The 12,376-nt window shown below is 64.2% G+C and carries 10 protein-coding genes; 5 read left to right on the top strand and 5 right to left on the bottom strand.

What is annotated here, in order from left to right:
- Positions 1–366 precede the first annotated feature (366 nt).
- Positions 367–960, top strand: coding sequence for a L,D-transpeptidase (locus tag IVB12_RS26810; RefSeq protein ID WP_247303573.1), 594 nt, complete (start codon positions 367–369; stop codon positions 958–960).
- A 54-nt stretch (positions 961–1,014) separates the two neighbouring features.
- Positions 1,015–2,052, top strand: coding sequence for an amino acid ABC transporter substrate-binding protein (locus IVB12_RS26815; protein WP_247303951.1), 1,038 nt, complete (start codon positions 1,015–1,017; stop codon positions 2,050–2,052).
- A gap of 186 nt (positions 2,053–2,238) precedes the next feature.
- On the opposite strand, the gene IVB12_RS26820 is transcribed toward IVB12_RS26815, so the two are convergent.
- Positions 2,239–3,378 (bottom strand): acyl-CoA dehydrogenase family protein, encoded by a 1,140-nt coding sequence (locus tag IVB12_RS26820; protein WP_247303575.1) that lies wholly within the window; start codon positions 3,376–3,378, stop codon positions 2,239–2,241.
- A gap of 146 nt (positions 3,379–3,524) precedes the next feature.
- The gene (locus IVB12_RS26825) at positions 3,525–4,739 is read right to left on the bottom strand and encodes an acyl-CoA dehydrogenase family protein (protein ID WP_247303577.1); all 1,215 of its coding nucleotides are present in this window, start codon (positions 4,737–4,739) and stop codon (positions 3,525–3,527) included.
- Between the two features lie 148 nt (positions 4,740–4,887).
- Here IVB12_RS26825 and IVB12_RS26830 point away from each other — a divergent pair, with 148 nt between their 5' ends.
- Both IVB12_RS26830 and IVB12_RS26835 read left to right on the top strand, forming a co-directional pair.
- Complete coding sequence (locus IVB12_RS26830; RefSeq protein ID WP_247303579.1) at positions 4,888–5,433, top strand: carboxymuconolactone decarboxylase family protein; 546 nt, start codon at positions 4,888–4,890, stop codon at positions 5,431–5,433.
- 90 nt (positions 5,434–5,523) lie between these two features.
- Positions 5,524–6,018: a VOC family protein gene (locus IVB12_RS26835; protein ID WP_247303581.1), complete on the top strand. Its 495-nt coding sequence runs from the start codon at positions 5,524–5,526 to the stop codon at positions 6,016–6,018.
- 166 nt (positions 6,019–6,184) lie between these two features.
- Here IVB12_RS26835 and IVB12_RS26840 read toward each other — a convergent pair whose 3' ends face one another.
- Together IVB12_RS26840 and IVB12_RS26845 are read right to left on the bottom strand one after the other, a co-directional pair.
- Positions 6,185–7,417: an MFS transporter gene (locus tag IVB12_RS26840; RefSeq protein WP_247303583.1), complete on the bottom strand. Its 1,233-nt coding sequence runs from the start codon at positions 7,415–7,417 to the stop codon at positions 6,185–6,187.
- A gap of 189 nt (positions 7,418–7,606) precedes the next feature.
- Entirely contained in the window at positions 7,607–8,854 is a 1,248-nt protein-coding gene (locus IVB12_RS26845; RefSeq protein WP_247303584.1) for an MFS transporter, read from the bottom strand.
- A 198-nt stretch (positions 8,855–9,052) separates the two neighbouring features.
- On the opposite strand from IVB12_RS26845, the gene IVB12_RS26850 reads away from it, so the two are divergent.
- Complete coding sequence (locus tag IVB12_RS26850) at positions 9,053–11,125, top strand: prolyl oligopeptidase family serine peptidase (protein ID WP_247303585.1); 2,073 nt, start codon at positions 9,053–9,055, stop codon at positions 11,123–11,125.
- 323 nt (positions 11,126–11,448) lie between these two features.
- Here the strand turns inward: IVB12_RS26850 and IVB12_RS26855 are convergent, their stop codons facing one another.
- A complete protein-coding gene (locus tag IVB12_RS26855; RefSeq protein WP_247303586.1) occupies positions 11,449–12,120 on the bottom strand; it encodes a DUF938 domain-containing protein in 672 nt (223 codons plus the stop codon).
- Positions 12,121–12,376: the final 256 nt, after the last annotated feature.

The raw sequence follows: 12,376 nt of genomic DNA on the forward strand, positions 1-12,376 counted from the left end.
CAGGCCCAAAGACAATGCGAGACGGCTGGGACCGCCTCGCCGCAATCCTCGAAGGTTATCTGCTTGCAATCCAAAGCATAAAACCGGGAATCCCATAGCCTCTGAGGGAGGGTCCCATCGCGCGACACCCTCTCCCCAACCCTCCCCGCAAGCGCCCCGCAAGCGGGGGAGGGAGCCCAGCGCGGCCTTGGCGACAACCTATGCTTTTCGCGCCATCCCCTGTTTGTGGGATTGCGCCGTCCGTCAAAAAACCAAAGCATTCTCGTGACATACCAGGGCGGTGCGCCATCAACTTGCCATGAACCTGCCCCTCAGGTTTGATGGTTCTGAAATGATTTGCGCTGTGGCAGCGGGGAGAGCTTTTACATGACGGATTTTCGTCGCCTGACCGGGATGTTTGTGGCTGCGATTGGCCTGATCCTGTCGGCTCCCCACGTCTTCGCGCAGCAGCCTGATCGCGGCGACGAGCCGGGCCTGATCGCCGATGACGGCTACCAGCTCGACCCGGAATGGCAGAAGCAGGTGGTCTACTTCCGCACCACCGAGGCGCCCGGCACCATCATCATCTCGACGGCCGAGCGGCACCTTTATCTGGTGCAGCCCGGCGGGCGCGCGATCCGCTACGGCATCGGCGTCGGCCGCGACGGTTTCCAGTGGCAGGGGCTGGTGAACATCACCAACAAGAAGGAATGGCCGGACTGGACGCCGCCGCCAGAGATGATCCAGCGCCAGCCCTATCTGCCGCGCTTCATGGCTGGCGGCCCTGGCAACCCGCTCGGCGCCCGCGCCATGTATCTGGGCACCACGGTCTACCGCATCCACGGCACCAACCGTCCGGATACGATCGGCACCAAGGTGTCCTCGGGTTGCTTCCGCCTGGTCAACAATGACGTCGCCGATCTCTACGATCGCGTCCCGGTCGGGACCAAGGTTGTCATCCGGCAGAAGCCTGAGCTCTGATCTTCCTCGCCTTAACGAATACTCCTTTTCCCGATTTTTCGAGAGAGCAACATGATGCGCACTTTTCGAGGCGGCCTGCTGATCGGGCTCGCGGTCGCCGTGCTGGTCGCCGTTCTGGCCATCATCTATGAATTCTACGACACCCGCACCCTGAAGCGGACCGTGCGCCGTGGCGAGGTGCTGTGCGGCGTCAACAAGGGCCTGCCGGGCTTCTCAATCCCGGACGACAAGGGCAATTGGACCGGCTTCGACGTCGATTTCTGCCGCGCGGTGGCCGCGGCGATCTTCAACGATCCGGGCAAGGCGAAGTTCGTCGCGCTCGATGCCAGCGAGCGCTTCAAGGAATTGCAGAGCCGGAAGGTGGACATCCTCTCCCGCAACTCGACCTGGAGCATGGCGCGCGAGCTCGACTACGACCTCTATTTCCCGGCCGTGGCCTATTATGACGGCGCAGGTTTCATGCTGCCGCGCTCGCGCAACAAGGAGACGTCGCTCGACCTGACCGGCAGCAAGGTCTGCGTCCAGTCCGGCACCACCACGGCACTCAACGTCGTCGATTACTTCCGTGCCAACAACATGAAGTATGACGAGGTGAAGTTCGACAAGCTCGACGACGTCGTGAAAGCCTATGACACCGGTAAGTGCGACACGCTGAGCGCCGATGTCTCCCAGCTCTATGCACTCAGGCTGAACCTCTCAAAACCCGGCGACCACATGATCCTGCCGGACATGATCTCCAAGGAGCCGCTCGCCCCGGTCGTGCGCCAGCGCGACGACGACTGGATGATGATCGTGAAGTGGACGCTCTATGCGATGATCAACGCCGAGGAGTTGGGGGTGACCTCGGAGAACATCGACGAAGCCCTGAAGTCGAAGAAGCCGGAAGTGATGCGCCTCGTCGGCACCGAGGGCAATTACGGCGAGCAGCTCGGCCTCACCAAGGACTGGGCCGCCCGCATCATCCGCCATGTCGGCAATTACGGCGAGATGTACGACCGCAACATCGGCGAGAAGTCCAAGCTGAAGATCCCCCGCGGCATGAACCAGCTGTGGAATGCCGGTGGCGTGCAGTACGCACCGCCGATGAGGTAGGGGATCCCTCCGCCGTCATTGCGAGCGAAGCGAAGCAATCCAGATTCTTTCCACGGACGCAGTCTGGATTGCTTCGTCGCAAGGGCCCCTCGCAATGACGAGCTTTGGGCAAGCGCTCTCCACACTCTCAACTGTCGTCGCCCGCCTTCGCGGGCGATGACACCGAGCGTGACATGACGGTGCGCCTTAATATCCCCGCGCCCGCGCCAGTTGCTCAGTGTGGTAGTTGGCGTCGCCGAACAGTTCCTCGCACACCCTTGCGCGCTTCATGAAGAAACCGATGTCGAACTGGTCGGTCATGCCCATGCCGCCGTGCATCTGCACGCCTTCCTGCACCGCGCGCGTCGCGGTGGTGCCGGCGCGGGCCTTGGCCACGGCGACGCTCGATGCGGCCTTGGCGACGTCCACATCCAGCGCTTGAAGTGCCTTCATGACGGCGGCGCGGGTGATCTCGATGTCGATATAGAGTTCGGCGGCGCGGTGCTGGAGCGCCTGGAATTCGCCGATCAGCTTGCCGAATTGCTTGCGGCTCTTCAGGTACTCGACGGTGCGATTGAACACCTCTTCGCTCAATCCCACCATTTCGGAGGCGACCGCGCCCCGGCCGATATCGAGCACGCCCTCGAGCAGGCCGGCGGCCTGATCGACCTCGCCGAGCATGCTGTCGGCATTGACCTCGACATTGGCGAATTCGATCCGCGCCGCGTTGTGCGCATCGACCATGATGGTGCGTTCGACCGCGATCCCTTTCGCCTTGGGGTCCACCAGGAATAGCGTCAGGCCTTCACGCTCGCCGGCAGCACCCGCGGTGCGCGCGGCGACGATGAGGAGGTCGGCGACGTGCCCGTCGACGACCAGTGCCTTGGCGCCGGAGAGCTTGAAGCCGTTACCGGCGCGCACGGCCCGGAGGCTGGTCTGGAGCGGACGATGCTTTGCGCCTTCATCGATGGCGAGCGCCGCAAGCAGAGAGCCGCTCGCGATTTTCGGCAAATATTCCGATTTCTGCGCGGCGTTGCCGCCACGATTTAGGGCCGAGGCCGCGACCACGCCGGTGGCGAGGAAGGGCGAGGGCATCAAGGTGCGGCCGATCTCCTCCATGACGACGCCGGCCTCGACATAGCCGAGGCCAGAGCCGCCGAACTCTTCAGGGACCAGCAGGCCGGCAAACCCCATCTCGGCGAAGGAATGCCAAAGCTCCTTGGAGAAGCCGGTGGGGTCCTTGCTGTCGCGCAAATGGCGCAGGTGCGACACCGGCGCCTTGTCGCTGATCAGCCCGCGCGCGGAATCGCGGAGCATCGATTGTTCTTCGGTGAGGACGAGGGCCATGGGCGTGTTTCCGATTCGAAAATCTGATTTGGTTCGTCATTCCGGGATGCGCCGCAGGCGCAGGCCCGGAATCCATCGGGCGGCAGAGTTGGAGGATGAGCGGATTCCGGGTTCGCGCTATGCGCGCCCCGGAATGACGGAAAACCTCACGCCCCCGGCAGATCCAGGATGCGCTTGGCGACGATGCCGAGCATGACCTCGGACGTGCCGCCCTCGATCGAGTTGGCCTTGGTACGCAGCCAGGCGCGCGGGCGGGCGCCCTGCTTCGAGCGTTCGCTCTCCCATTCCAGCGCATCGACGCCGCCGGCCGACATCAGGATCTCGTAGCGCCGCTTGTTGAGCTCGGTGCCGTAATATTTCATCGCGGACGAGAACGCCGGATGCGCCTGCCCGGCCTTGGCGAGATCGACCGCGCGCTCGGCACAGGCGGCAAGCGCGGCTTCGTCGACGTCGAAGCGCGCGATCTGGCCGCGCAGCATGGCATCATCGAGCCGCCCCAGCGCATCGGTGCCGACGGTGTCAGCGGCGATCTGGCCGAGCGGACGGCCGACGCCGCGCTCGCCCATCCCCGAGATCATCGCGCGCTCGTGCTGAAGCAGATACTTTGCGACATCCCAGCCGCGGTTGATGGTGCCGACCACGTTCGATTTCGGCACGCGGACGTTGTCGAAGAAGGTCTCGCAGAACGGCGAATAGCCGGAGATCAGGAGAATCGGCTTTGTGGAGACACCCTTCGAGGTCATGTCGAACAGGATGAAGCTGATGCCGTCGTGCTTCTTCGCGGTCGGATCGGTGCGGACCAGGCAGAAGATCCAGTCGGCGTAGTTGGCGTAGGACGTCCAGATCTTCTGGCCGTTGATGATGAAGTCGTCGCCGTCGCTCTCGGCACGGGTCTGGAGCGAGGCGAGATCGGAGCCGGCGTTCGGCTCGGAATAGCCTTGGCACCAGCGAATCTCGCCCGCCGCGATCTTCGGCAGATGCTCCTTCTTCTGGGCGTCGTTGCCGTATTTCAGCAGTGCCGGCCCGAGCATCCAGATGCCGAAGCTCGACAGCGGCGGGCGCGCGCCCATCTTTGCCATTTCGGCGCGCAGCACCTTGTGTTCGGCAGCACTCAAGCCGCCGCCGCCATACTCCTTCGGCCAGTCCGGCACGGTCCAGCCCTTGTCGCGCATGCGCTCGAACCAGATGCGCTGCGGCTCGGACGAGAATTTTGCGTTGCGCCCGCCCCAGAACACGTCGGCATCCGACGTCACCGGCTTGCGCATCTCCGGCGGGCAATTGGCTTCAAGCCAGGCGCGCGTCTCGTTGCGGAATTGTTCGAGATCGGCGCTCTCAGCGTCGCTGGTCCTAGATTCAGCCATTGGTCGTTTCCATCAATCAAAATCGACTTGTTGGACGCGACTCTGAGCCATCGCACCGTGGAATTCAACCACTTCCGTGCCGCGCACGACGCGCTGCCTTCGGCTATAATCCGGGGCATGTCGGCTTGAAAACAAAGAGGAAACGAGGATGCGCCTGAAACTTCTTTCGCCTGGCGAAATGAACGAAAGCCAGCGCCAGACCTATGATGAATCCATTGCCGGCAAGCGCGGCAAGCCGCCGGCGCCGATGATGGCCTGGCTGAGCAGCCCCGAGATGGCGCGCCACGCCACGCGACTTGGCGAGGTACTCCGCTTCGACACCATATTTCCGGCAAGCCTTTCGGAGATCGCGATCCTGGTGACGGCACGGCACTGGACCGCGCATTACGAATGGTATGCGCATAAGCGCCTCGCGCTCGCAGGCGGCATGAAGCTCGAGATCATCGAGGCGATCCGCGACCGCCGCACGCCTGAGTTCGACGATCCCAAGGGAAAGATGATCTACGACCTCGCGAAGTCGCTGCACGAAGGCCACGGCGTCGAGAAGGGTCTCTACGATGAGGCGGTCAAGCTCCTCAGTGAGCGCGGCGTCGTCGAGGTGATCGGGCTGTGCGGCTATTACACCCTGGTGTCGATGACGCTGAACACGTTCGAGTTCGGCCTGCCGGAGGGCGAGGTGTCGGAGCTGGCCTAGTTTCCCATTCGGAAACGATGGGTTTCGAGATGGGCCAATAGCACTGTCCCGAAGCCTGCCTTATGTGGAGTTCGTCAAGGGAGCATTCACATGTCGCAAAGCTCAGCCGTCGCCGCCGGCACCCGGATCGGCCACGTCCATCTCAAGGTCGCTGATCTCGATCGTGCGCTCGGATTCTATTGCGGCGTGCTCGGCTTCGAGCTGATGCAGCGGATGAGCTCCGGCGCGGCCTTCATTTCGGCCGGCGGCTATCATCATCACATCGGCCTCAACACCTGGGTAAGCAAGGGCGGCTCGCCGCCGCCGCCAGGCACGACCGGGCTCTATCACACCGCGATCCTCTATCCGACGCGGCCGGCGCTGGCGGACGCGCTGCACCGGGTGCTGTCGGCGGGCATTGCGCTTGACGGCGCCAGCGACCATGGCGTCAGCGAAGCGCTTTACTTGCGCGACCCCGACCAGAATGGCGTCGAGCTCTATTGGGACAAGCCGAGGGAGCAATGGCCGTTCGGGCCGGATGGAAAGCTGGCGATGTTTACGAAGCGGTTGGATGTCGAGGATTTGCTGAAGCAGCGCAAGGCGTGAGCCCCCGCTCTCCCCTCGTCGTTGCGAGCCAACGGGTCCGCGCGCAGCGCGGCCCGATGACAGGCTCCGCGAAGCAATCCAGGCTGTCTCTGCGGAAACGCTCTGGATTGCTTCGTCGCAAGTGCTCCTCGCAATGACGGAATTTTTTGGAAACGCCGTCGCGTCTCTATGACTTGTTCGCGCGCCTCCCGCGCACCATGATCAGTGCGGCGGCGATCACCTCCAGCGCGATGCAGAGATAGAACGGCAGCGAGTAGCCGCCGGAGAGATCGCGGAGGAAGCCGACGACGCCGGGGCCGAACGCGTAGGTGACCTGGTTGATCGCAGTGTTGAGGCTGATCAGCACGCCGAACGAGGCGGACTCGAACTCCTGCTGCACGATCAGCGACGGCAGCGTGATGAGGTTGCCGACCGAGAAGCCGAACACCGCGCAGGCCGCGATCAGCGCGTAATCATTGTGCAAATTGATGACGACGAAGAGCGCGGCGGCCTGGCTCAGGAACGAGAGCGCCGACGCCAGTCGCTGGTCGAGGCGGTCGATCACCAGCGAGAACAGCACACGGCCGACCACCGCCATCGCCGTCAGCACCGCGACCGCGACGGCGGCGCGCTCGCGCCCGATCACGGGATCGAGGAACGAGATCAGGTGCACGATGAAGCCGACCTGGGCGAACAGCACCAATGCAAACGCAATCGTCACGGTGAGGAAGCCGACGTCGCGCAGGGCCTGCGCGCGGATCTGCGCCGACGATTGCGGCTTCGGCTTCGCAGTCGCATGCCAGCCGTGATCGGGCGGCCGGCCGACGAGAATGAGGATCACCGGCAGGAGCAGCACCAGCATGGCGCCGGCCGCGGCGTACATCGCGCTGGCAAAACCGACATGGCCGATCAGCGCCACCAGCAGCGGAACGCCGACGATGCCGCCGAAGCTGGCGCCGTTCAGCGCGAGACTGATCGCCATACCGCGCTTGTGGTCGAACCACAGGCTGATCGTGTTGGTGATCATGGCGAGACTGGTTCCGGCCCAGCCGAAGGCGAGCACGGCATTGGCGAGATAGAGCTGCCAGGGCTCGCGCACCGCGCCGATCGCCACTGCCGCCGCCGCCATCGCCAGCGTGCCGGCGATCAGGCAGAGGCGCGCGCCATGCTTTTGGATGGCCTCGCCAACGAAGACGACCAGCAGCGCACCGAACAGATAGAAGAAGGTCGTGCCCGACGAGATCAGCGACGCGGACCAGCCATGCGCGCGCTGGAGCTCAGCGACATAGACGCTCTGGCCGTAGAAGCCGAGCCCCCAGCCGAAGGTCGCGAGCAGGAAGCAGACCGCGACGATGCGCCAGCCTTCGTAGCGGAGGGAGGATTCGTTGATTGGAGCAGCGGGCCGGGGATTGTCGAGCATTTGCGCTTGTCCTTTGTTTCCCCCGCGAGCGCCTTGCTTCACGCCCGTCTCTTCATGACGAGCATCATGTAACGACATCAGCTCCGAAAATCACTTCGACGGCGATCGAAGCATCAACGCTGCTGACACCCTCCTGCCACCTATTGAGCAAGGTCCGGAAAGCCGCTGCGCACATTTCCGGATCATGCGTCAAATCGCATCCGGGAGCTCGCCCATCGCCGCGTCCAGCCGCGCCTTGCGGCGGCGGGCCCAGGAGACCAGCGAGAGCACGACAAGACCCAGAACCACCGGCGGGAACACCACCATGTTCACCGCAGACCAGCCGTAATTGGCAAGCAGCTGGCCAGAGGAGAACGAGCCGATCGCCATCATGCCGAACACCAGGAAATCGTTGAAGGCCTGCACCTTGTTGCGCTCCTGCGGACGGTGCGTCTCCAACACCAGCGCGGAGGCGCCGATGAAGGAGAAATTCCAGCCGACCCCGAGCACGATCAGCGTCGCCCAGAAATGCATCGCGCTGATTCCGGAAAGGCCGATGCCGGCGGCGCCGGCCTCCAGCAGCAGGCCGGCCGCAACGACCTTCGGGGCACCGAAGCGCGCGATCAGCGCACCCGTGAAGAAGCTTGGCCCGTACATGGCGACGATGTGCCATTGAATGCCGAAATTGGAATCGGAAACGCTGAGGCCGCACATCTTCATGGCGAGCGGCGCCGAGGTCATCACCAGGTTCATCATGGGATAGGAGATGACGCCGCACAAAGCGGCCGCGATGAAGCGCGGCTGGATCACGATGTCGAGCAGCGGCCGGCCGCCATGCAGATCGGCCGGCGCGGGCTTTGGCATGTCGACGCCGGCGAGGATGCCCATCGCGACCAGTGCCACCGCCGCCTGCACCAGGAAGCTGAAGGCGAACAGATAAGGCTGCCAGAGGTCCATGGTCCATTGCACGAGCTGCGGACCGAGCACGCCGGCGAACACGCCGCCCGCCATCACCCAGGACACAGCCTTGGGGCGATAGGCCGCGCTGGCGCCATCGGCGGCGGCGAAGCGGTAGGATTGCGCGACCGCGCCATAGAGGCCGCCGAGGAAGGTCGCGACGCAGAACAGCGCGAAGGAGGCGTGCAGGATCGCGAACGAGCCGGTGAGGCCAGTGAGCGTGCCGAGGCCGGTGCCGATGACGAAGGCGGCGCGGCGGCCGAAGCGGCGCGAGATCGCGCCGGTCGGCAAGGTGCCGGCGGCGAGCCCCAGCACGTACATCGACAGCGGCACGGTCGCGAGCGACATGTCCGGTGCGAGCGTCGCGCCGACGATCGAGCCGGTGGCGAAGATCACCGCCGAATTGGCGCCGGTCAGCGCCTGCGCGGCGGCAAGGCGCACCACATTGGCACGCACGCGCGCGTCGTCGGCGATTTCGGCGGTAGAGATCACGTCTAACATCGGCATTTCCGCCCCAAGGGGGCTCAAGGGGCTCTCGTTGATTTCCGGCACTATGGAGGGGCGCGAGAGGGCGGGCAACCGGCGCAAACGGGCGCGGGCCATGCCTCTGACGCAATCGGACGGATGATAGCTGGCCGCGTCCTTGACGCCTTGCGCTCGATTGAATCCTATCCGCCGCGTCTTCCTGGAGTTTCGCTCATGACCGTCGACGACAGGCCTACGCTCAGCGCTCCCGACGATGATCCGTGGCTCTGGCTGGAGGAGATCGAGGGCAAGCAGGCACTCGATTTCGTCGAGCGGCAGAATCAACTGACGCTCGCCGCGTTCGGCGGCCCAGCGTTCGTGCGCGACCGCGACACGCTCGCCGCGATCTACGACCGGCCCGACAACATTCCCTATGTCAGCCGGCGCGGCAGCGATCTGCACAATCTCTGGAAAGACGCCGCCAATCCGCGGGGCCTGTGGCGGCGGACGACGCTGGCGGAGTTTCGCAAAGCCAACCCGGCGTGGGAGACCATGCTCGACATCGACCAGCTCGCCGCAAGCGAAGGCGAGGACTGGCTGCTGAGCCAGATCGCCACGATGCCCGGAAGTTCGCGCGCGATTCTGAGCCTGTCGCGCGGCGGCAGCGATGCTGTCACGTTGCGGGAGTTCGACCTCAACACCAAGAGCTTCGTGGCCGGCGGGTTCACGCTGCCGGAAGCGAAGGGCGGCGTGGATTGGCTCGATGCCGACACATTGCTGCTGTCGAGCGCGCATGGCGAGGGCATGGCCACGAGCTCGGGATATGCACGTACCGTTCGGCTGTGGCGGCGCGGCCAGCCTGTCGATCAGGCAGAGATCATTATCGAGACCACCGCCGATCACATGGTGATCTACGGCATGGCCGACGACACCGGCGCGGCGCCGCGTGTCTGGATCGTCGACCAGATCGACTTCTTCAATCACGCCGTCTGGCTGCGCGATGCGGCCGGCGCGATGACGAAGTTGGACCTGCCGACCGGCATCTGGATGCAGGCGCATGGCGACTGGTTCGCGATCAAGCTGCGCAAGGACTGGTCCATCGCAGGCCGGACCTATACCGCTGACACGGTGCTCGGCATGGCGCTGTCGGCGTTCCTCGCCGGCAGCCGCAATTTCGCGGTGCTGTTCGAGCCAGCGCCGCGGCGCGCGTTGCAAGGTCTGTTCTGGGCCGCGGGCAAGCTCATGCTGTCGATCCTCGACGAGCTGCGTCCGTGCTTCGAGATCTGCACGCCATCCGCTGCGGGCTGGAGCCGCGAGACGCTTGGTGGCCTGCCGCAGATCGGCGTTGTCGACATCTGGCCGCTCGATCGCCATCCGTCCGAAAGCAACGGCGATCTGCTCGCCAATGTGCAGGATCCGCTCACGCCGCCGTCGCTGCTGCTGATCGAACGCGGCGTCGCCAGCCCGACCGTGCTGAAGCAGGCGCCGAAAACGTTCACCGCCGATGGTCTCGTGGTGACGCAGCAGCACGAGGCCGTCTCGATCGACGGCGAGCGAATTCCCTATGTCCAGAGCGGCCCTGCAGGCGAGACCGGCGATGCGCCGGTCTATCTGAGCGCCTATGGCGGCTTCGCCCATTCGGTGAAGCCGTATTACAATGCCGCGCTCGGCAAGCTGTGGCTGGAGCGCGGCGGCACGATTGTGCAGGCGAATTTGCGCGGCGGCGGCGAGTTCGGTACGCGCTGGCACGATGCCGGGCGGCTCGCCGGCAAGAGGCTGTCGCATGACGATTTCGCGGCCGTCGCCGCCGATCTCGTCCGCCGCGGCGTGACCACGTCAAAGCGCATCGCCGCACAGGGTGGATCAAACGGCGGCATCCTCATCACCAACATGCTGGTGCGATACCCCGAGCGTTTCGGCGCGCTGTTCTGCACCATCCCCCTGATCGACATGCGCCGCTACACCAAGCTGCTCGCGGGCGCGAGCTGGATCGCGGAATATGGCGACCCGGACAAGCCGGAGGAATGGGACTGGCTGAAGACCTACTCGGCCTATCACAACGTCAAGGCCGCTCAGCCCTATCCGCCGATCCTGATCGCCACCACACGGCGCGACGACCGCGTGCATCCCGGCCACGCGCGCAAGATGGCCGCCAAGCTCCAGGCGATGGGCTACGAGGCCTGGTTCTACGAACCGGCAGCCGGCGGCCACGGCTACGGCAAGGACAACAAGGAGCGCGCTGGCTTCGAGGTGCTGGGCTATCGCTTCTTGAAGGAGAAGATCGGGTGGAGAGATGGCGCCGCGTGACGCCGTGCACCTCTCCCGCTTGCGCTACCGTATTCACACATCTCTGTCAGAGCCATTCGCCGATTAAGCCCAAAAAGTGAGTCATCCGAGTCACTTGTCTCGATTCTGCAGCGCGTGAGCGTCCAAAACCTGGCTTTTGCTAACTCATTGAAGATGATTCCATTTTCGAGATGTGTGAATCTGGTAGCCCGCTTGCGGGAGAGGTCGACGTGCGAAGCACGGCGGGTGAGGGCTCTCTCCTCTAGGGGATTGTCCCGTGGTCGAGACACCCTCTCCCCAGCCCTCCCCCGCAAGCGGGGGAGGGAGCGCACTGCCGATGCGGCTTAGCGCGAAAACACGAGCGTGAGATTGTTCGCTGGCATCTCGATCGTATCGATCAGCCGGAGGCCAATGCCTTGCGCCAGCGCCTCGACATCGCCGATGTCGCGCACGCCCCATTCGGGATTGCCCTCGCGCAAGGACGTGTCGAACACGGCGTTGCTGAGCGCGGTGTGCTTGCCGCCGCGCTTGAACGGGCCGTAGAGAAACAGCTTGCCGTCTGCCCGCAAATAGCGCCCGGCGCCGGCGAACAGACCCTCGGCCACGTTCCATGGCGCGATGTGAATGACATTGGCGCAGAACAATGCGGCAAGGTTGGTCGGCCCCTGCCCGCTTTTCATTTCCGGACACCAGTCGGGATCGGTGAGATCGATCCGTAAGGGCGGGCGGACGTTTTGCAGGCCTGAATGAACGCGCCAGGCCTCGATGCTCTTGAGATGGCGCTGGTTGAGGTCGCTCGGCCACCAGATCAGGCCGGGGGTATGACGGGCGAAATGGACCACGTGCTGTCCGGTTCCGCTGCCGAGCTCGACCACGTCACCGGTCGTGCCGGCGAGATGCTTTTCCAGCGCCGCCCAGATCGGCTCGTGATTGCGATGGAAGGCCGGCGCATCGAGCCGCCCATCCGGCGCGACCCGTCCGCCATCCCCGCCAAATTCGACGACATATTCAGCCAAGTGAGGTCCCCTTGAAAACACGAGAACGCGATGAAAACAGGATGGGCGCGAAAACGCCCTGGAAACAGCCGGCCGGCGCCCATTGTCCTTATTGTTGGGGATTGTCGGGGCCAGATCGGCCGAACCAATAATGCCTTTAATTGCAATGCGGAAGATATTAACTCCATTTTGCTCCGTGCATAGTCTCGATTGTCAGGCGATGTCCTTTATGCTTTGGAACGCCTTTATTTCAGCGATCGCGACCATCGCCATAACG

Origin of the sequence: Bradyrhizobium sp. 179 (assembly GCF_023073535.1) — a bacterium.
In the GTDB taxonomy this organism is placed as follows: Bacteria; Pseudomonadota; Alphaproteobacteria; order Rhizobiales; family Xanthobacteraceae; genus Bradyrhizobium.